This is a genomic window from Idiomarina seosinensis, assembly GCF_003987275.1.
Classification (GTDB): Bacteria; Pseudomonadota; Gammaproteobacteria; order Enterobacterales; family Alteromonadaceae; genus Idiomarina; species Idiomarina seosinensis.
Window position 1 is genome coordinate 1,097,738 of record NZ_PIQF01000001.1, and the last position, 21,568, is coordinate 1,119,305.

Annotated in this window: 17 protein-coding genes; 4 read left to right on the forward strand and 13 right to left on the reverse strand. The window is 47.1% G+C overall.

The window, feature by feature from the left end:
* Complete coding sequence (gene rnhB / locus CWI81_RS05270) at positions 1 to 564, reverse strand: ribonuclease HII (RefSeq protein ID WP_126784232.1); 564 nt, start codon at positions 562 to 564, stop codon at positions 1 to 3.
* A gap of 83 nt (positions 565 to 647) precedes the next feature.
* On the opposite strand from rnhB, the gene CWI81_RS05275 reads away from it, so the two are divergent.
* Together CWI81_RS05275 and CWI81_RS05280 are read left to right on the forward strand one after the other, a co-directional pair.
* Positions 648 to 2,219, forward strand: coding sequence for an AbgT family transporter (locus CWI81_RS05275; RefSeq protein WP_126784233.1), 1,572 nt, complete (start codon positions 648 to 650; stop codon positions 2,217 to 2,219).
* Between the two features lie 3 nt (positions 2,220 to 2,222).
* Entirely contained in the window at positions 2,223 to 3,014 is a 792-nt protein-coding gene (locus tag CWI81_RS05280) for an SDR family oxidoreductase (RefSeq protein WP_126784234.1), read from the forward strand.
* Here the strand turns inward: CWI81_RS05280 and CWI81_RS12865 are convergent, their stop codons facing one another.
* Together CWI81_RS12865 and CWI81_RS05290 are read right to left on the reverse strand one after the other, a co-directional pair.
* Complete coding sequence (locus CWI81_RS12865) at positions 3,015 to 4,310, reverse strand: methyl-accepting chemotaxis protein (RefSeq protein ID WP_126784235.1); 1,296 nt, start codon at positions 4,308 to 4,310, stop codon at positions 3,015 to 3,017.
* 78 nt (positions 4,311 to 4,388) lie between these two features.
* A complete protein-coding gene (locus CWI81_RS05290; RefSeq protein WP_126784236.1) occupies positions 4,389 to 4,796 on the reverse strand; it encodes a VOC family protein in 408 nt (135 codons plus the stop codon).
* Between the two features lie 111 nt (positions 4,797 to 4,907).
* Between CWI81_RS05290 and CWI81_RS05295 the strand changes: the two genes are divergently transcribed.
* Positions 4,908 to 5,792, forward strand: a complete 885-nt coding sequence (locus CWI81_RS05295) for a DMT family transporter (protein ID WP_241970349.1) — start codon at positions 4,908 to 4,910, stop codon at positions 5,790 to 5,792.
* Positions 5,793 to 5,852: 60 nt separating this feature from the next.
* Here the strand turns inward: CWI81_RS05295 and CWI81_RS05300 are convergent, their stop codons facing one another.
* From CWI81_RS05300 to CWI81_RS05335, 8 genes are all read right to left on the reverse strand, one after another.
* Positions 5,853 to 7,436 (reverse strand): dihydrolipoyllysine-residue acetyltransferase, encoded by a 1,584-nt coding sequence (locus CWI81_RS05300; protein WP_126784237.1) that lies wholly within the window; start codon positions 7,434 to 7,436, stop codon positions 5,853 to 5,855.
* Positions 7,437 to 7,448: 12 nt separating this feature from the next.
* Positions 7,449 to 8,426, reverse strand: coding sequence for an alpha-ketoacid dehydrogenase subunit beta (locus CWI81_RS05305; RefSeq protein ID WP_126784238.1), 978 nt, complete (start codon positions 8,424 to 8,426; stop codon positions 7,449 to 7,451).
* Positions 8,426 to 9,613, reverse strand: a complete 1,188-nt coding sequence (locus CWI81_RS05310; protein WP_126784239.1) for a thiamine pyrophosphate-dependent dehydrogenase E1 component subunit alpha — start codon at positions 9,611 to 9,613, stop codon at positions 8,426 to 8,428. Before CWI81_RS05310 ends, CWI81_RS05305 begins: the two co-directional genes overlap by 1 nt.
* Positions 9,614 to 9,758: 145 nt before the next feature.
* Positions 9,759 to 10,790, reverse strand: coding sequence for a succinylglutamate desuccinylase (astE, locus tag CWI81_RS05315; protein WP_126784240.1), 1,032 nt, complete (start codon positions 10,788 to 10,790; stop codon positions 9,759 to 9,761).
* A 2-nt stretch (positions 10,791 to 10,792) separates the two neighbouring features.
* Positions 10,793 to 11,512 (reverse strand): DUF599 domain-containing protein, encoded by a 720-nt coding sequence (locus CWI81_RS05320; protein WP_126784241.1) that lies wholly within the window; start codon positions 11,510 to 11,512, stop codon positions 10,793 to 10,795.
* Positions 11,513 to 11,630: 118 nt separating this feature from the next.
* Positions 11,631 to 14,807 (reverse strand): efflux RND transporter permease subunit, encoded by a 3,177-nt coding sequence (locus CWI81_RS05325; RefSeq protein ID WP_126784242.1) that lies wholly within the window; start codon positions 14,805 to 14,807, stop codon positions 11,631 to 11,633.
* Between the two features lie 5 nt (positions 14,808 to 14,812).
* Entirely contained in the window at positions 14,813 to 16,039 is a 1,227-nt protein-coding gene (locus CWI81_RS05330) for an efflux RND transporter periplasmic adaptor subunit (RefSeq protein WP_126784243.1), read from the reverse strand.
* A gap of 136 nt (positions 16,040 to 16,175) precedes the next feature.
* Positions 16,176 to 18,152 carry a monovalent cation:proton antiporter family protein gene (locus tag CWI81_RS05335; RefSeq protein WP_126784472.1) on the reverse strand — a complete coding sequence of 659 codons (1,977 nt, stop codon included), beginning with the start codon at positions 18,150 to 18,152 and terminating at the stop codon, positions 16,176 to 16,178.
* Positions 18,153 to 18,342: 190 nt separating this feature from the next.
* On the opposite strand from CWI81_RS05335, the gene CWI81_RS05340 reads away from it, so the two are divergent.
* Positions 18,343 to 19,260: a GGDEF domain-containing protein gene (locus CWI81_RS05340; protein ID WP_126784244.1), complete on the forward strand. Its 918-nt coding sequence runs from the start codon at positions 18,343 to 18,345 to the stop codon at positions 19,258 to 19,260.
* On the opposite strand, the gene tilS is transcribed toward CWI81_RS05340, so the two are convergent.
* Entirely contained in the window at positions 19,243 to 20,595 is a 1,353-nt protein-coding gene (gene tilS, locus CWI81_RS05345) for a tRNA lysidine(34) synthetase TilS (RefSeq protein WP_126784245.1), read from the reverse strand. The two genes, CWI81_RS05340 and tilS, sit on opposite strands and share 18 nt — an antisense overlap.
* A gap of 9 nt (positions 20,596 to 20,604) precedes the next feature.
* Entirely contained in the window at positions 20,605 to 21,561 is a 957-nt protein-coding gene (accA, locus tag CWI81_RS05350; protein ID WP_126784246.1) for an acetyl-CoA carboxylase carboxyl transferase subunit alpha, read from the reverse strand.
* Positions 21,562 to 21,568: the final 7 nt, after the last annotated feature.

Genomic DNA, 21,568 nt, shown 5'->3' on the forward strand with positions numbered 1-21,568 from the left:
TCACAAGTTAGCCAGCATTTCCTTAACCGGCCGAAAACTTTTCCGGTGAATCGGACACGGCCCGTGCAATTTAAGCAATTCAAGATGTTTGCTGGTGCCGTACGCCTTATGTTTATCAAATTCATATTGAGGGTAGTGTTGGTGCCATTCCAACATCTGTCGATCCCGCTCTACCTTGGCCAGAATTGAAGCGGCTGCAATACAGGGTTGGCTGGCATCCCCGCCGATAATGGCTTCGGCCGGAACTTGCAACTTCGGTACACGGTTACCGTCCACCAAAACCTTCGATGGCGCCACCGGCAGCGCCTCTACAGCTCGGGTCATTGCATTCATCGATGCCCACAGAATATTAATTTGATCAATTTCATCAACGTCGGCCTGAGCAATCGCCCAAAACAGGGCTTTTTCTTTGATTTCCAGACTCAGCGCATTGCGTTTTTTTTCACTTAACTTTTTTGAGTCATTAAGCCCTTCGATCAGGTTTTCCGGGTCTAGAATAACGGCTGCTGCAACAACCGGACCGGCAATTGGTCCGCGCCCAGCTTCATCGGTACCACAAATCATCGATTCTCTCTTGGTTACTTGTATAAATAATGGTTATGATAACCGCCTAAGCGAACATTATATAATAACAATTAGAGGTTCTCATGGCTGAAACTCCACAACCCGATCGCGAGTCAATGGAAAAACCGGGTGGTTTGCTTAATCGCCTGCTTGACGGCGTCGAGCGAGTAGGTAATAAATTACCCGATCCCGCGGTTATGTTCTTTGGTTTGTTGGTTATCGTCTGGATTATGTCGTGGCTCTTTTCCGGCGTGTCTTTCGACGAAAAACATCCGCTGACCGGCGAAGCGATTAATGTCACCAATCTGCTAAGCGGCCCGGAAATGGCCAGCTTTTTAGCCAATCTGGTCGATACCTTCATGGGCTTTGCGCCGCTGGGTGTGGTATTGGTTGCGATGTTGGGTGTGGGGGTCGCTGAGCGCTCCGGGTTTATCAACGTCGCCATTAAGTTAATGCTAAACGTAACACCACAGGCATTGCTGACACCGGTGCTTATTTTAGTGGCTATTGTTAGCCATACTGCGGTCGACGCCGGTTACGTGCTGGTTATTCCGCTCGGCGGAGTTATTTTCTATGCCGCAGGTCGACACCCATTAGCGGGTATTGCAGCTGCCTTTGCCGGTGTTTCCGGTGGGTTTAGTGCTAACTTTGTGCCGTCAGCCATTGACCCGTTACTGCAGGGCTTTACCGAGAGTGCAGCGCAAATAATCGATGCAGATATGCAATTAAATCCGCTGAATAACTATTACTTTACCGCAGCCTCTTCAATTATAGTCATTGCCATCGGTTGGTTTTTAACCGATAAAGTTGTTGAGCCACGTTTACGCGGTGCTGAAATTGATGGCGACGCCGAAGATATGCCAGCACTGGATGATGTATCACCGAAAGACCGGAAAGCCTTTTACGCAGGTGTCATTACCATGGTGATAGGCCTGGCTGGATTGTACTTTTGGGCGAGTGCAGACAATACGCCGCTTGCCGATCCTGCAACGGGCGAACTGGCCTCGTATTCAGCCCCGCTAATGGGTATGATTGTGCCGCTTATTTTCCTGCTGTTTATTATTCCTGGCATCGTTCACGGTTATATATCCGGTAACTTCACCAATTCGCAGGACGTTATTGGCGCAATGAGCAAGTCGATGGAAGACATGGCCTACTATATGGTTATGGCCTTCTTCTGTGCGCTGTTCATTAAGGCCTTTGGCGACTCACAACTGGGAACCTTAATCTCGGTTAAAGGCGCAAACTTCCTGGCCAGTCTGGAGCTATCCGGCGGCGTAACGATGGTCGGTATTGTTTACCTGGTGGCCTTTATTAACCTATTTGTCGGTTCTGCTTCGGCTAAATGGGCGCTGATATCGCCGATTTTTGTGCCGATGTTGATGCAACTAGGATACTCACCCGATTTAACCCAGGCGGCCTATCGTGTCGGCGATTCGAGCAGTAATATTATTACGCCACTGCTGCCCTATTTCCCGTTAGTCGTGCTTTATTGTCAACGCTACGTTAAAGGAACCGGGATCGGTACTCTGGTCGCGATGATGCTGCCGTATACCATCGCACTGTTGATATTATGGTCAGCGTTCTTAATCCTTTACTGGACTATTGGCTTGCCTTTGGGAATTCAGGCAAATTACGTGTACCCAGCGGGTTAAGCAATGACAGCCATTAAAGACAAAACGATTTGGCTAACCGGTGCCTCCTCAGGCATCGGTCTTGCTCTTGCTCAACAACTTGCCGAGCGCGGCGCAAGGCTTATTCTAACCTCACGCCGACCAGTGCAATTAGAAGAGTTGAGACAATCGCTGGCCAACTCCGAGTCACATCAGGTTTTGGCACTTGACCTATCTAACCCGGAACAGGCAAAAACCGATGCGCAAACAGCCTTATCTGGGCAAACTATCGATGTGCTGATTAACAACGCAGGCATTTCTCAGCGTAGCGAAGCGCTGGAAACAGATTTGGCTGTTTACCGGCGATTGATGGAAATTGATTATTTTGGCGTGATCGCACTCAATCAGGTTGCTCTGCCGCAAATGGTGAAGCGTCAGCAAGGTCATATTGTTACCGTTGCTAGTGTTGCTGGCAAAGTGGGCAGTAAGCTCCGGAGTGGCTACTCTGGGGCTAAATTTGCGGTAGTCGGCTATATGGACTGTTTACGTGCAGAGATGGCAGAGCATAATGTTCAGGTAACCAGTATTTTACCTGGATTCGTAAACACTCAAATTGCCATTAACGCGTTACAAGCCGACGGTAATCAGCAAGGCCATAACGACCCAGAAATTGAATCAGGTATTAGCGCGAACACTTGTGCTGAGGGAATTATCAACGCGATAGAAAGAAATAAAGCAGAAGCCATTATCGGCAAAGGGTTGAGTGCTTTAGCCCCTACTTTACAGCGTTTTTTCCCGACTCTGGTACGACGTATTACTGCTAAACGGAAAGCTTAATCAAGTTAAGCGACTGACAGCATTAACCACGTCAGTCGCACCTTGATCAATTTCATCCATAATCAACTTGGCTTTCTCAATTTGCTGTTTACTTAACAACGCCTGTTGCTGGATATCATCGATCTGATCAGAGACCGCGTTAGAGACTTCCGAACTTTGTTCCATAACCTTGGATATGCCGGACGTTGCCTCTGTTGTACGGCTGGCCAGATCACGAACTTCTTCGGCGACAACCGCAAAGCCACGTCCGTGTTCACCGGCGCGTGCGGCTTCGATAGCCGCATTTAATGCTAATAAATTAGTTTGATCCGCCAACCCATTAATGGTTTTTACAATCGCTTCAATATTTTCAGACTGGCCTTTTAAGCGTTCAATAACTTCGTCGGCTTCACTACTCTTATCGGCTATTACCGACGATGTATCTACTGATATCGCGATATTCTCCAATCCATCTTTTACAATAGAAGCCGTTTGCGTCGATGTGCTATGAGCAATCTCGGCCGCTTTAGCCGCATTATCGGCCTGCTCCACCCGCTCAGTCACATCAGTAGCAAATTTAACCACTTTTTCTACTTTGCCTGTATCATCAAAAATTGGATTGTAAGTCGCTTCTAACCAGATAACTTGCGCGTCCTGTGTAAGCCGTTTAAATTGCCCGGTTTTATATTCACCAGCAGCGAGTTGCTGCCAAAAGTGAGGATTATCGGCATAAAACTTTTCGTCGCAAAATATCTGGTGATGCTGCCCTCGTACTTCCTCCAAAGCATAGCCAACCGCATTTAAAAAATGATCGTTAGCCCAGATAATTTCTCCTTCAGGAGTAAATTCGATGGTAGCCATAGATCGCTTAATAGCAACGCTCAACGCCCTTTGGTGCTCAAGCTCTTTGGTCTCGGAAGTGACATCAGTTGCAATTTTAGTTACTGACTTTACCCGACCCTGCTCATCTTTAATTGGAAAGTAGGTCGCCTCTAGCCAGATCTCTTCACCATTTTTACGGCGTCTTTTAAACCGCCCATGGTGCGAGTCACCTGCCGCTAAGTCTTGCCAAAACTCTTTATAGGTCTGGCTGTTCACATGCTCCGTATCACAAAATATCCGGTGATGTTGTGCTACAACTTGCTCAAGGTCATAACCCATAGTCGCCAAAAAAATAGTGTTTGCATTAATAATATGCCCGTCGGGAGAAAAATCTATACGAGCAACATTGGCATCAATAGCGCTCAATAACTGCTGATATTGGGTAAGTTCTTCGCGTGCACTATTAAGCTGGGTTTTAACCTTTCCACAAAGCATTAAGTATAACCTTATATCGAATCCTAAAAATCTTTTTGATTATACATTCAATATATAGAGAAGGATCATATGATCAGCTTACCCCACTGTTTTCGGATTAAACGTTACCTCCCAAGTGTATCCTTCAGGATCAGTGAAATACCCGCCAAAACAACCCCATGGCTGTTCATGGGCGGGTTTATTAATAACACCTCCGGCTGCTGAGACCGTGTTTAATATCAACTCCACGTCAGCGCGTGTGGCTACATTGTGGCTGAGTAAAACGCCGTGTCCTGTTACCGAACAGCCGGTTTGACGCTGCAGGCTTTGCCGCGGCCATAAGGCCAGTTTAAGATTGTTATTGAGCTTAAAAAAAGCGACCTGAGTGTCCCGCTCCGCATTACCAACAATGCCTTTTGTGGGTAATCCAAGACCTTCTTGATAAAACGCTACTGCTTTTGCTAAGTCATCAACCGCGAGGGTGATCACCGAAATAGATGGTTGCATATCGACTCCTTGTTTCAGCACACAGTATAACGATTTTAAATACGCATTAAGACGCAATTTACGCTATCCTCGCGGATAATCAGCAGGGGTAGAAGTTCGCACGGAGGTTCAGTGGCATTAACCGCAAACGACAAACGGGCAATGATATTTGCGTTGGCTGCAGTATTACTGTGGTCCACCGTCGCCACTGCTTTTAAAATAACCCTCAACTACTTAACACCGCTGCAAATGGTCACCGCCGCCAGCACGGTATCCTTTTTTATTTTGCTAGCTATTGCACTATCGCGTGGTAAACAACAGTTATTGCTGCTTGAGCTACGTCGCATGCCGCTGTATTACCTGTTGATTGGGCTGCTCAATCCAACTCTCTACTATTTGGTGCTGTTTCAGGCGTATCAGTTACTGCCGGCTTCAGAAGCTCAGCCATTAAATTATACCTGGGCTATTGCCTTAACCTTTATGGCCGCATTTTTTTTGAAGCAAAAGATTCGCAAACGCGACTGGATTGCCAGTGCTTTTGGTTATTTAGGCGTATTAATAATAGCGACGCGCGGAGATATTCTGGGATTAAGCTTTTCTAACCCCTGGGGCGTTTTCTGGGCGCTACTGTCGACCTTTTTGTGGGCCAGTTACTGGATTATCAATACAAAGCGCAATGCCGAATCGATCGTACAACTGGTCTTAGCCTTTGGTCTGGCACTGCCTTTTTTAATCGTGTTAAGTTTAATGACCACTGACTGGAGCGGGATTCCCTGGCAAGGCTGGTTAGCGGTTAGTTATGTTGGGTTATTCGAAATGGGGGTTACTTTCCTGCTCTGGATGACGGCGATGAAAACCGCCAGCAATACATCACTGATCAGTAATTTAATCTTCTTATCGCCGTTTATCTCGCTATTACTGTTAAACCAGATTATCGGTGAAACAATCCATCTAAGCACTATCTTAGGCTTAGTGCTGATCATCAGCGGTTTAATCTTCCAGCGTCTACGTTCGTAAGTACTTTACCGTAGCCCGGTGAGAGCCGAGCTACGGTAAAAGTTGCGTCAAAGACGCCACCTACACCATATTGACTAACATACTGGTGGGATCTTCCAGGAATTCCTGCCAGCGTTTGTTAAAGCGAGCTATGGTACCGCCATCAATAATGCGGTGGTCACCTGACCAGCTTACTGTCATGATCTTACGTGCAACCACATTGCCATTGGCATCAAAGCGAGGCAGTTCCTGCACCTTACCTAAGGCAACAATCGCCGCTTCTGGCTTATTGATAATCGGCGTTGCGACAGTGCCGCCAATAACTCCAATATTGGAGATACTGATGGTGCCCTGCTTCATATCCGCCTGTGGCAATTTACCCTCGCGCGACGCCTGGGTCAGACGTGTCACTTCGTTGGCCACATCAATAATGCTCTTATTTTGCACCTGTTTAACATTCGGCACTAGCAGACCTATCTTAGTATCCACAGCCATTCCAATGTTGTGGTCGTCAAAATAGGTAATTTCAGTGCAGTCTTCGTTAACCTGAGCATTCATTATCGGAAACTCTTTAAGCGCCAGCGACAGAGCTTTTATAAAGAACGGCATAACGGTTAAACGAATGCCTTTCTCTTTATATTGTTCTTTCAGCTTTTCACGCAAGGCAATCAAGTCGGTAACGTCAAATTCATCCGCATAAGTAAAGTGCGGAATAGTACTAACCGACTTCATCATCTGCTTCGCCATTGCAGCTTTAACGCCACGAATTGCTTCGGTACGAGTGCCACCGGTTGTCTGAGCTGCTGCAGGAGCTGCTGCTGTTTCCGGTTTTTCAGCTGAATCGCCAGCAACAAAGTCTTTGATATCTTGCTTTAATACCCGGCCCTTTTTGCCGGAGCCATCGACGTCCGCAATATTGATATCGTTTTCGCGTGCTAAACGGCGCACAGCAGGGCTGGCAATCGCTTTACCCTGACGCGCTTTCGCCGGTGGTTCAGCTTCTGCTTTGGAGTCAGATGACGGAGTCTTAGACTCAGGTTCAACATGACTCTGAGGGGCATTTGAACCCGATTCTTGAACGCCGCCCGCAGGCTTCAAGGCAAACAACGGCTTGTGGACTTCGGCAATATCACCCTTCTTGTGATACAGCTTAACCACGGTACCGTCGTCTTTCGCCGGAATCTCAACCGTTGCTTTATCGGTCATCACTTCGACCACCGGCTGATCTTCTTTTACTTCATCACCTTCAGACACTAACCATTCAACGATTTCGCACTCGACAATCCCTTCACCAATATCAGGTAGAATAAAGTCGGTGGTACCGGCGCTGTTATCACCGTTGGTGCTGTCGGCGGAACCTGTGGTCTTTTCTGGTGCGTCTTCACTTGCGTCAGAGGCGCGAGCTACATCGTTATCAGAAGAGCCATCAGCTGGGTTAATAGCAAACAAGGGTTCGTGAACCTTGGCGATATCCCCTTTTGAATAATAAAGCTTCTCCACAACGCCGTCGTCTTTAGCAGGAATTTCAACCATGGCCTTATCAGTCATGACTTCAACCACAGGTTGGTCTTCTTTTACCTCGTCACCCTCGGCAACCAGCCACTCAACGATTTCGCACTCTACGATCCCTTCGCCGATATCGGGCAGAATAAAGTCTTTACTCATGTCGATGGGTCCTTAGTAATTCATTGAGCGTTTGATCGCTTCATAAATTTTTAAATGATCCGCCATGTATTCTTTCTCATGACATAACGGATAAGGTACGTCGATGCCACTGACTCGGGCAATCGGCGACTCTAGGTATAAAAAGCATTTATCCTGGACCGTTGCCGCGATTTCACTGGCAAAACCACCAGTAATCGGAGCTTCCTGGCTGATCACCAAACGTCCAGTTTTTAATACCGATTGAGTTACCGTTTCAACGTCCCACGGAGAGATAGTGCGCAGGTCAATAACTTCACACGAAACACCATCTTTTTCGGCTTGTTCGACTGCTTTCTCAGTCATTTCCATCTGCGCACCCCAGCCCAGAACGGTAATGTCATTACCTTCTTTAACCACTTCGGCTTTGCCTAATGGAATGGTGTATTCTTCTTCGGGAACTTCGCCGGTCGAAGCACGGTATAAGCGCTTCGGCTCCATGAACAATACCGGGTTTTTATCAAAAATAGCGCTGAGCAATAATCCTTTTGCTTCATAAGGATTACGCGGCGTGACAATTTTAATTCCCGGAGTATGGGCAAAATACGCTTCTGGTGACTGTGAATGATAATGACCGCCGGCGATACCACCGCCGTATGGTGTACGGATGGTTAAACCGCCTACGTTAAATTCGTTACCTGAACGGTAGCGGAACTTAGCCGTTTCGTTAACTATTTGGTCAAACGCCGGAAAGATATAATCGCCAAATTGAATTTCGGCAATGGCGTAGCTTCCCTGAGACGCAAGGCCATTGGCAAAACCAATAATGCCCTGCTCAACCAATGGTGTATTAAAATTACGGTGCTTACCGTATTTCTCGGTAAGACCAGAAGTTGCACGGAATACACCACCAAAACCACCGGTGTCTTCACCAAAGCTATATACGTTGTCATGCTTGGCCATCGCCAGGTCTAATGCGCTGTTGATGGCTTGTAGTAAATTCATTTTAGCCATTAGTCCATTCTCCCTGACGTTTTGCTGTAGGCATCCGGATACTTACGAATGTGTTCTTTTAGCTCTTCTAACTGTTCTTTTAACAGCTCAGTCGGTTGGTCATAAACATCGTTGATCAGCTCATCGATGTGAGGTACCGGCACTTTTTCTGATTCTTTTAACGCCGCCAGAACTTTGGCTTTTACTTCAGCATGATGCTCTTCAACATGGTCTTTATCCAACCAGCCTTCGTTCATCATCCACTTTTGTAAACGATCAAGCGGATCTTTCGCCTGCCATTCAGATTCTTCATCACGCGTACGATAACCGGTTGGATCATCCGAGGTTGAGTGGCCAGACATACGATAGGACATAGCCTCGATAAGAACTGGCTCGTCTTCTTCTACCGCCAGACGCCGCGCTTCCTGGGTCGCCTTGAGTACTGCAAACACATCATTGCCGTCGATGCGGATGGTTTTCATACCGTAGCCAATGCCGCGTGGCGCGATACCGTCACCGGCGTACTGTTCACCTTCTGCAGGCGTCGAAATGGCGTAGCCATTATTACGACAGAAAAAGATAACAGGTACTTTGTAAACCGAGGCCATATTCAACGCCGCGTGGAAGTCACCTTCCGAGGCCGCGCCTTCACCAAAGTAGCAAATAGTGCACTTGCCGGTTTTGTCCATCTTCTGGCCAAACGCATAGCCGGTAGCTTGCGGTATCTGCGTACCCAATGGCGAAGAGATGGTCATAAAGTTCAAGTCAGCACAGCCGTAGTGAACTGGCATCTGACGACCTTTACCTAGGTCTTTCTCGTTAGAGAACAGTTGATTCATAAATTGTTCAACGGTAAAGCCCCGATAGGCCAACGCGCCTTGCTCACGATATTGACCCATGATCATGTCGCCGGCATCAAGTGCTGCCGCAGAAGCAACGCTCTCTGCTTCCTCACCACGGGAAGCGAGGTAAAAGCTAATACGCCCCTGACGTTGTGCCGCAATCATGCGCTCATCAAGAATACGAATAAATTGCATGGTGTCGTGAATCTTCACGATCAGCTCTTTATCATATTCCGGCATATCGGCATCTTTATGAAAGCTGCCATCTTCTTTTAAAATTTGCAGCATCGGAATTGTGACAGAATCTTTATCAAACCATTTCGGCTTGGTCACAATCTCTGTATTGTGTTTTTTATCCTTGGCCATAACCTTCTCTTTCGGTTGTCAGCAGGGTGGAAAATTGCCGCTACTTTACCTTTACGTAAAGTGCTATGCAAATAGCGCACTGCTGTTTAATCAGTGCGCTAAGTGTAAATAGAAACGAACAGTTTTAACAATCTATCGACGCAAATTAGACCAGTTCCAGCGACTCAGTCGGCACCCGCACAACGGTAAGTAACGCTCGTTGCCCCAGCGCGACCTTAGCGTTAGGAAAGATAATATGCTCGTTATCATGTATAGCTCGCACCTCTTTACCGCCATCGACGGCTAATACCTCGCCTTTATCAAAGGCAGTAAAATTAGCGGTGTTATCATCAAAGTTAAGTTCGAAATTTTGGTTCTGACGATTAATTGTCTGCGCTTCTGCGAAGACATAATGTTGTTCCGGTTTAAAAGGCTCTAGATCGGGTTCCGGCTGCCCTATAAGCTGTCTAAATGCATTTTCCGCAGCAGCAAAATCATCGCGTTTATTGTCGCCAAAGGGGCGTACTTTGCCCAACTCTACGGTAAATGCATGAGCGTTAAACTGATGTGCGCTAAAGTACGAAAAAGTTGTCGTTGGTGCCTGATTGAGCAATACTGTATCAACGCCACAGGCTAACAGAAACTGCAGTTGTTGCTTATTGTACGGCTTACCATGAGTATAGGGATAGACCGCAAACTTTTCGCGTTTTGAGTCTCTGATAGCCGTGTGTAAATCATAATGATAACGACGCCGCTTACCCGTCGGCGCCTCATTAAAAAAACGCTCGACGTATTGTTCTATCTTTGCCGCCCGTTCCCGCTCTGGATTAATAACTTCGCCGCGGCTATGAGCTCCGCTGAATAAACGGTTCATATTTTCTTCAACAAACCGGCGACCAACATTAATCGAAGCCGGATTGGCGATTAAGAATAAGCTACGATGCTGAACCGGTTGTCGTTGTTCAATAATATCCTGAATAATATCGCGGCATATTTCAATGGGAGCCGTTTCGTTACCATGCACCGCACAGGAAATAACAATATCTTTGTCGCTGGATGACTTAGGTTCAACCAGCAGCACACCGCTATCCCAAACCGTTAATTCTGTGCCATTGTCCAATGTTTTATCAAAGCGGCCGTTATAGCCCCACTGGTGCTCACGAGTCCAACCGAGAAAGTCGTTGAATACCGTTTCCAAAACTAACTCCTGTTCTTTTTACCGGGTGTAAATCCATGGGTTGCCAGTAATTCTCGCAAAACTCGAGAGTTATATTCACGCCGGTAAAGAATAAACACCACCAGGCTGCTGGCAACAATTAATAATGCTGGATGCAAAAACCAGGTTAAATACGCTAATGCAAAATAGTACGTACGTAGACCTTTATTGTATTCGTGACCTGACTGATCAAGAACTTTGGCCGCGTGGTGAGCAAATCTCACGCGTTCTTCTTCGCCGCGATTCTGCTGTTGATACTTTACAGACGCGCCCAATAACACAGAAACAAAGCCAAACTGACGAATTGACCAGGTAAACTTAAAGAAGGCATAAATGAAAATAAGTGCCAATACCGCCAATTGAAACTGTACCATGATGGCACTGGTGGCTGGCGTTAGCGGAAGTTCATTAAGTACTTGCACCACTTCCTCAGAATTAGCGAGAACGGTAATCACACCAGCTAGCACTAATACAGTTGAGGAGGCAAAAAAGGTCACCGTGCGCTCGACGTTTCCAATCAGCGAAGCATCCGCGATTTGATTGTCTTTGTGCATCACCGTCTGCATCCAGTCAATACGAAGAGTACAGAGGATACTTGATAGGCTATGCGTAGTTTTTGCTCGTTTATGAGCAAATAGCGAATAGCCGATCCAGCAAAAAAAGAAAAAGACTAACGCGATAAAATCGAGCAGTGAGAGCAGCATGCCATCATTTCCTTGAGCTTTTGCACAGTCTAATAGTGCTATATTAACAAAATATGACGGACGAAAGGTAAAAAAGCCGCAAAGCGGCTTTTTTACAGTGCAGTTTATAGCTGGTTGACTAGTAGTCTTCCAACGCTTCTTTTGTACTCATGTCTTTAGGCTCGGGCGGTTTAGCCAGCCCATACCAGGATAAAAAGCTCTGCATGCCACGTTTTGCATCCGCCAAAATAAGATACAAACATGGAATTAGTAGCAGTGTTATTACCGTGGCAAACACGATACCGAAAGCCAGCGAAATTGCCATTGGAATAACAATTTTTGCTTGTAAGCTCTTTTCTAACACTATCGGTAACAGACCAAAGAAAGTCGTTAACGAGGTTAACGTAATCGCGCGGAAACGGCGACAACCTGCGTCTAGCACAGCGTGGCGTAAATCGGTTCCGACCGCCCGCGCTTTGTTGACATAGTCAACCATAACCAGACTGTCATTAACGACCACCCCGGCCAACGCGATAATGCCGAATAAGCTCAATATGCTGACTGGCATCCCGATGATCCAGTGCCCAATAATGGCACCGATCATACCAAACGGAATAACCGACATAATGATTAACGGCTGACTGTATGAGCGCAGCGGAATAGCCATCAAGGCGTACACTGCAAACATCGCCAGCAGACCGCCTAAAGCTAACGAACCGGTCGCTTCTGCTTCGTCCTGAGTCGCGCCCTGTAGCTGGAAGCCAACGCTCGGATACTGGTCCAGAATTTCCTGAATTTTCTGTTCGCGCACTTCTTTTACAATACGGAACGGTTCGACCGACTCTTTATCCACCCGAGCTCTGACATTCACTGAGCGTTCACGGTCAATCCGGGTAATGGTGTCATACCCTTCGGCAAACTCAATGTCAGCCAGTTCTGTGAATGGAATCTCAGAGCCATCGGCAGTGCGCAGCTTCATATCCTGCAAGTTGCCGACCGACTGACGCTGCGATTCTGGGTAACGGACCATCACTTTAATTTCTTCGTCACCACGCTGAATCCTTTGTGCTTCGGCGCCATAAAACGCGTAGCGTACCTGAGTTGCAAGTTCGGCCAGATTTATCCCCATCGCCTCGGCTAACGGTTTGGTGGTCAACAGGATTTCATCCTTACCATCTCCAAAGGTATCTTCTATATCGAATACCCCATCGTAATCACCTAATACCGATTTCAATTCGTCAGCGGCCGCCTTTAAAGCGTCCAGATTATCACCGGTCAGACGGAACTCGAGATCAAAGCCACTGCCTCCTCCGATTCCGCCCTGAAAGTTGATAGCCCGCACACCCGCCAACTCAGGCACTGATTCACGCCACTGATTAACGATTTCATAACCGTCAATGTTGCGGTCTTCGCCTTTTTTCAACTCAGCAAAAATAGTCCCTTGTTCAGTACCGTTTAACCAAATATTGGTGTGGCGAACAACGCCGTCACCTTCCTCGTCCTTGATTTTGTTATTAACCGCAGTCAGTGCTTCTGATACCCGCGATACAACTTCTATCGTACGTTCTTCAGAGCTACCTGGCTGCATTTCGACGTTGGCGCGGATAAAATCACTCGGGATATCGGGGAAAAGTACCCAACGCACAATGCCACCACTAATCAGTCCAATCATTAGTATTAGTAGGCCAACAAAACTAGCCAAGGTGGTGTAACGATAATGCAGACATTTTTTCAGGAACGGGCGGTACTTAGTATTTACAAAGTGTTGTACCGCCTTGGCAAAGCCATTACGAAAACGCTGGAACCTGTTTTCTTTTTCGCCCTGGCTTTTTGAGTATTTCATGTTGGCAATGTGGGCTGGCAAAATCAGCTTGGATTCAACCAAAGAGAAACCCAAACATAAAATGACGACCCACGCGATTGACTGCCATATAGCTCCCATCCCGCCTTCTACCATTAACATCGGGATAAAAGCGACCATGGTTGTCAGCACTCCAAAGGTTGCTGGCATAGCCACGCGTTTGGCGCCTGCGACGACGTTATCGACGCTTTTGCCCTTTTCTTCGATTTCAGTATAAGCACTTTCACCAATAACAATGGCGTCATCCACCACTATCCCCAGTACCAATATGAAACCAAACAGCGAAATCATATTTATTGATATGTCGAACATTGGTAGCGGCATCAAGGCGATGGTACCCAGGAAACAGACCGGAATCCCCAACATTACCCAAAATGCTAGTCGTAACTGCAAGAAAAGCGACAGCATCAGGAACACTAACAGACCACCGATCCACATGTTATTCAACATCAGATCCAGCCGGCCCTGTAAATAATAGGAAGAGTCGCCCCACTGAGCGAGCTGAACATCGTTAGGTAGCTCTTTTTGCTTACGCTCGACAAAGTTCTTAACGTATTCGGCAATTTTTAAATCGTTTTGATCACCGACTGAGTTAACCCGGATAAAGGTTGCCGGCTTTCCATCAAAGCGGGTAAATGCTTCCGTCTCGACAAACCCATCGTTAACAGTTGCAATATCACCCAGCGTTAACCGCGTGCCGTCAGGACGGCTTACTAAAACAATTTTCTCGAACTCATCGCCTTCGTAGGCCTGGTTATTAGCACGCAGCAAAATATCGCCGTTCGGTGTTTTTATGGAACCGCCGGCCACATCAATCGAGGTTCCGCGAACCGCATTGACAATCTCTTGAAAGGTTAATCCGTAGCGTTCTAGATCCTGTTGCGATATTTCAATAGCGATCTCATAGTTGCGGTCACCAATCACGTCAACCTTAGTAATGCCGCCTACCGATTTTAATTCATCGCGAAAGCTTTTCGCGAGCTCCTTGCGGGTTCGCTCGTTAACATCACCGTAAACGGTCATCCAGATCACTTCACGGTTTGGCCGAACCCGATAAATATTGGGCTTTTCAATTTGTTGCGGGAAGTTAGGAATAGCATCAACCAGCATTTTAACTTCATCCATCACCACCTGAACGTCATAGTCCGGTTCGACTTCAAGAGTGACACTACCTCCGCCCTCGCGAGAGCGCGAGGTCATCTCTTCGATGCCATCAACATCCTCGATGGCATCTTCGATGAGCATGATGACGCCTTGTTCAACTTCTTGCGGAGCGGCGCCCGGGAATGGCACCTGAATACTGATAATATTAAGTTCTATTTCCGGGAACATTTGCTTACGGACGGAAAATACCGACATAACGCCTGCCACCAGAATTAGAATCATTAACAGGTTAGCGGCAACAGTGTTGCGTGCGAACCAGGCAATGATTCCTTTATTGGTATCTATTGTCATGGTTATTACTCGCTTTCACTATTGGCATTTTCAGCCACTTGATTAGATTTCTCTGCCACTTCGCTCGACTCCATCTGCTCCGGCAATGGGTCTCCGGGCAAGCGCACTTTCATACCCGTCAACGCATTTTTCAGCTGCGTTAATACGACTTTATCGCCTTTTTCTAAGCCGGAACCGACAATGCTGGTATTTTGCTGAGTACGAATAACCTCTACTGGCTTTTTATTTAATTGCCGTTCGTCGCCGACGACCCATACCGTGTCATCAGGATTAATCGCATAAGTGGGCACTTCCATCACATCGCTAACCTGCTGCCCTTTAACTTGTGCCTGCACAAACCGACCAAAACGCAACGGTTGCTCATGACTATCGGCACTTAGGTTATAGGGGTCTTGTACTTCGACCACACCATAAATAACCCGACTGTTTTCGTCCAAAACACCCTCAGTGCGCACCAAGCTCCCAAGCCATTCGGTATCAACCCCTGAAACTTGCGATTCAAGTAGTACTTTGGGATGTTCTGAGCCTTCTTCGGGCAAGTTTAGATAAGTCACATCTAAGTCACTTAGCGGCAGTCTTACCTCGGCGACTTCAGTACCAAACAGTGTTGCAATCTGAGCACCAGCACCGACAAACTGACCTAATCCAGCTTGTTTAGAACGCAGCACACTGTCATAAGGCGCTTTAATAGTAGTTCGCTCCAGGTTACGTTGGGCCATCGCCAGATTAGCTTCGGCCGACTCTAACGAGGCCAATGCACTGGCTAACTGCGGTTTACGCAGGCCCAGCGCCGGCGCTTCACCGTCGGTAAACTGCGACCATTCTTCTTCCGCTACCTTAGAGCGGGCCCTTTCTTCTTCTAGTGACGCCTGAGCTTGCAACAGCTGAGCACGAGCCTGTTGCACCGCAACTTGGTAGTCGGACGGGTCAATTTGCAATAGCATCTCACCCTTTTTAAAGAAGCCACCGGCGTTATACTTATCCGAGACCTCAATAATTTGACCACTGACTTCTGCTAGTAGTGTGGTGGAGTACTTCGGCACTGCAGTGCCTTGCGAGTCGACTAAAAAAGTCATGTCGCGAGGCGACACTTCTTTCACTTCGACCATAGCACCGGGTTTTTGTTGCTGTTTCTGCTCGGGCGGCTTTGCCGACATACTGGCAACGACCGCTAATGCGATTGCAACAATGATAATAAGTGGTGGTATAAAAGCGCGTTTTTTTATTTTCATCACAGTTCGCTCAAAGTTAAGGAATCCTAGTTCTAATACCGTGTATTATCGTCTTATCAAATGTAAATTGTTAGACCTTAACTATTGCGAACTGTGTTTTTTTACGGATAAGTTGTAACTGACTATTACAAAAGCATTAGCCTTCTAGCAGCCACCGCTCTGCAGCCTCCACATGCCGGGGCCTTCCGCTTAACAACACAACATCGTCAGAGCGCAGCTCGAAATGACTTTCTGGCTCAGAAACTTCAACATCGTCGCGACGTAATGCTTTTAATTTTACGTGATGCCGTTCCCAGTCGAGTGCATCAATCGCTTTACCCACCGCCCAGGCACCTTCGGGCAAGTTAACCGCGTGTAAAAACTCCAGTTTGTCGGCGGTTTCTGAGTCTAACGATGTTTGCGAGCCCGGATAAAACCCATGCATATCGCCGTAATGGTTGCGTCGCTCTTGATCAAGTCTCGATAATATTCGACGAATAGGTATGCCGCTGCGGCTCATTACGTGAGAAATTAGCATCAAGCTTGCTTCTAAAGTATCCGGCACCACCTGTGAAGCGCCCGCATTTTGTAGCACATCCAGATTAAGATCATCGCGACTACGGACAATAATATAGGCATCCTCATTCATTTCGCGAATGCCTTTTAATACCTCAGTAGCTCGAATGTCATCAGCAAAACTAATAATCACCAACGGCGTTTTGGCAGCGCCAACAGCGCGCAGAATATCGCGTTTGGCGGAATCACCAAAGTAAACGGGAGCCCCACCGGCAACGGCTTCCTGAACCCGCATTGGATCATTATCGACAGCAATATGACGAATTCCCTCTGCATTCAGGAAGCGGCTTATCGTTTGCCCGACCCGTCCAAAACCGCAGATAAGCACCGGGTGATCTTTTTCTTCTGATTGATGTTGATTGAAATGTTGCTCAATATTGGCCGATGATCCACTGTCTTCCTTAACCATTATTGATACCAGTGGCTGTAACTTCTGAATAACGATTGGCGTGAGGGCCATACTGAACACACCAATACCCACTAGGGTGGTTGCCATTTCGCTATCCAACAGTCCATGAGTTCCGGCTAACGATACAATAACAAAGCCAAACTCACCCATTTGAAATAGCGATATCGCGCTACCCCAGGCATCTTTATCGCGTTCCCCCATTGCTTTAGCGACATACCGAATAATAACTAATTTAGTCAACGTCATCGCCAGCATGATTAACAGAATCCAGTGGATTGACTGAATAAACGAGTTAAGCGCAAGTTGCATGCCCACGGTGGTAAAAAACAACCCCATCAAAATATCTCGAAACGGGCGAATATCGGCTTCTAACTGATGTTTATACTTGCTTTCGCCCAGCATCATACCAGCTAAAAAGGCACCCAGTGCCATCGACAAACCAAACAAATGAGTAACGCCACCGGCTACTAAGGCAACTAGAAGTGTCGCTAATACAAACAGCTCATCGGTGCGCTGGTTAGCGATCTCACGAAAAACAAAAGGCAGTATCCACTTACCAACTCCCATTAGTACCGCTATAACAGCCGCACCTTTGACCATAGCCATCAGTAGTAGGTAGCCAATATTGCCATCGCCACTGCCCGCCAATAGAGGAATTACAATCAATAATGGAACGACGGCGATGTCCTGAAACAGCAACACAGCAACCGTCATTTGACCGCGACGGGTGGCTGTCTGTGAGCTCTCTGTAAGCTGTTTAATAACCACCGCTGTCGACGACAGCGCCAGCGCACCGGCAATGGCTAACGCCGAGCCCCAGTTACCGAGTATTAGAAAACCAACCAACAGGAAGATCAGTAGACAACCAAGCACTTGCGCAGCACCAAGACCAAATACCCAGCGCCGCATCGCAATCATCTTTGGTAATGAAAACTCCAGCCCAAGCGAAAACAGCAGTAGTACGATGCCCAGTTCAGCAATCAGGTGGTATTCGTCAGGATCGGGAATCCATGCCATCACATGAGGCCCGGCGATAATACCAGCACATAGATACGCCAAAATTGCCGGTAGTTTTATTCGGCGAAACGCCCACACTAAGATAACCGCGACTCCTAGCAATAAAAGCAAGCTAGTAAAAGTACCGTACATCATCCTCTCCCTGGTTCATTCGGGTGGCAAAAGTTTACCGTCAAAATAATAACACTCAGACTGTGACGATAACATTAAATAATTAACCCATTGTTTTTAATCGAAATAATAGGGTTGGCATAAATTTTGTATAGCTCTTGCGTGTTATTAATTCTAAAAATTGTCGAGCCAACCTGTTTAGGAACATGACATGTTAAGTAAAGTCGCATTCGGGAAAACAAAAAGTCAGAGCGCCGTTCGTTCGCAGTCGCAAGTCAGTCAACTGACCAGTAGCCGTGACTTATCGCGCTCAGAAGCATTGACTGAAGTATTACAAACCACGCTGGATACGCACCAGCTACTTTCCGTTTATGCAGAATTTATCGCCGCGCGATTACCAGTGGACTCACTACAATTCGTGTCCGACGATCAAATATTTAATCTGATTGGCGACTACACCGCAAGCGATTACCAACATGTCGTCATGCTCTATGCTGATCAAGACTACCTAGGCCAGCTGGTTTACGACTTAATCCGTCCGTTAACGATGCCTCAAAAAATGCGTTTAGAACAGTATCACCGTGAACTTACTTTCCCTCTGCGCAATGCATTAAAGTTTTCCAAACTGCACAGAATGGCGGTTCGCGATCATTTAACAGGCCTTGGAAATCGCGCGCTTTTAGACGAGGTTCTGGACCATTTGCACGTTAAATTACAACGAGAAACCGACCGAAGTCATTCTATCATGGTGCTCGACCTGGATGGCTTTAAAGCAGTTAATGACGAATACGGTCATAATCAGGGCGATGACATCCTTTGCGCCTTTGCTAGCTTGTTAAAAGAAACTGTCCGTGATAGCGATCAGGTGTTTCGGTTTGGTGGTGATGAATTCGTCGTTGTTATGGAAGACACCAACCTGTTCCAGGCCCAGGACGTTTATATTCGTATTAGAAACGCATTAGCTAAGTCTAAGATCATGTCTAGCTTTAACTTAAGCACCAGCGCAGGCACTGCCCAGCTCGAGTCGTTCTTAACCATAGAGCAAACCATCGAAGAAGCAGATCAACGACTTTATCAGGCAAAACATGGCGGAAAAAATCGCCATTGCGGTTCAATCGGCTGCGCTTAGCCAGGTTGGTTCGGACTGTTCAAGCTGAGCAGCCTCAATTTTTGGCTCGCCGGTATTGCATAGCCAGCCAACCAGCGGGTTCCATAGCCATTCGTCACCCACCTGTAGTAAAGGAGCTGATTGTCTTAACCACGACGGAACCTGAGCTTGTTTAAGCCAGTCATTAAGAGTTTTACGCCCTTTTCGCCGCGGATGAGCGAACTTACCTACAGGCTTGTTCGCGAGGATCGCTACCGGCCCCAATGACAACAACGACTGAGTAACCAATAAACATCCCCATGGCGATGGTAATTGAACGTAGCCTGGTTCATTAACTCTAACTGAGTCGCTAATCTGCAGACTTACCACCGCACTAACCCACAGCGCCATTTGATAGCAATGCACCGTATATTCCGCGCACTGAACTTGCATCTTGGTATCTGCCCTGGCTGCGATCGCCTGCTGCCTAATCTGCTCCAGCTGTTGATAACTTGGCAAACTAACCACACCATCACTTGTGCGTTCAATCCAGCGTCTTATTAACGCTCTTTGCATAGCGTCGTCGTTATTACGTAGCGCATCAACGGGTAATCCCAACCCCAACAACCGATGTGTTATAAGTTGTTGTTTTAACTTGTCGTCGATTAATTGCTCTAGCACCTGTTGCTGTTCCGCACAAAGGTTGGCGGAACGTAACACACTGTCGCCAAACTGCGGCCAACGCTGCTCTAGTAAAGGAATAACATTGTGACGCAAAAAGTTACGCTCAATGCGAGTGTCATAATTAGTATCGTCTTCTATCCAATGCAGCTGGTGTTGCTTTGCGTATTGATAGATCTCTGTTTTACTCACCGTTAACAGTGGCCGCACAAGCCGTCGTTGCTGATGCCAACCGTGCACCTCAGCCATTGCAGAGAGTCCTTTGGGTCCACTACCCCGGTTTAATTGCAACAAAAATGTTTCAATTTGATCATTGCGATGCTGACCTAATAATATAACGGCGTCATCGTCGGATAGTTCATAAAGCCGTTGGTAGCGCCGCTCCCGGCCAGCAGCTTCTTTAGACTGACGCGGTTCTACCTTAACTGTTAATGGCTCAAAGATGGTATCCACTGAATACTTTTTCACCGCATTTTCAATGGAGCTTGACCAGACTGCTGAATCAGGGTGAAAGCTGTGATCAAGATGCACCGCCAGATAGCGGTAGGTGGGGTTATCCTGACGAAAGCGCATGGTGCAATCAAGTAGCGTTTGCGAGTCAGCACCGCCGCCGAGAGCAATCACAATTTGTTGGTTGGGGGCCAACGACAAGCGCTTTAAGACCTCCTTAAAGCGCTGGTAGAGAGAGTCACTCATTGGCTCTGCTTAACAATAGCCGAATGACATCAACTTTTGATAGCGACGGTCCAATAGTTCGCTGCGGTCAAGACCACTCAACTCATCCAAGTCGGACTGCAAACGTTGTTTTAAAGCAGCAGCCATTTCATCCATGTTACGATGAGCGCCACCTAACGGCTCCTTAATAATGGTGTCGATTAACCCTAACTCTTTACTGCGCTGAGCGGTAACCCCCATGGCTTCTGCCGCCAACGGCGCTTTACTGGCACTTTTCCATAAAATAGATGCACAACCTTCCGGTGAAATTACCGAGTAGGTACTGTATTGAAGCATATTAACCCGGTCACCGACACCAATGGCCAGAGCACCACCAGAGCCACCTTCACCAATAACAGTACAGACAATCGGCACGCCTAGCCGCGACATCACTTTTAAGTTGCGCGCAATAGCCTCGCTTTGGCCACGTTCCTCGGCACCGATCCCAGGATAAGCACCCGGAGTATCGATAAAAGTAACAATCGGCATTTTAAACCGCTCAGCCGTTTCCATTAGCCGCAACGCTTTACGATATCCCTCGGGCTTCGGCATACCAAAATTACGGCGTATCTTGTCTTTGGTTTCGCGCCCTTTTTGCTGACCAATCACCATCACCGGCTTATCATTAAGTCGCGCAATGCCGCCAACTATCGCCTCGTCATTGGCGTAAGTTCTGTCGCCTGCCAATTCGTCAAACTCGGTAAACACACGCGGAATGTAATCCAGTGTATAAGGTCGCAGCGGATGACGAGCTAATTGTGCCACCTGCCATGCCCCTAAATCAGAAAATATTTTTTCTGTCAGTTCATGACTTTTATTGGTTAAACGCTGGATTTCTTCTTCAATATTGATATCCAGCTCACCGCGCTCGCCAACACTTTTAAGTTCGTCGATTTGTGCTTCTAATTCGGCGATTGGCTGTTCAAAATCCAAAAATCTAAGGCTCATTCGCTAC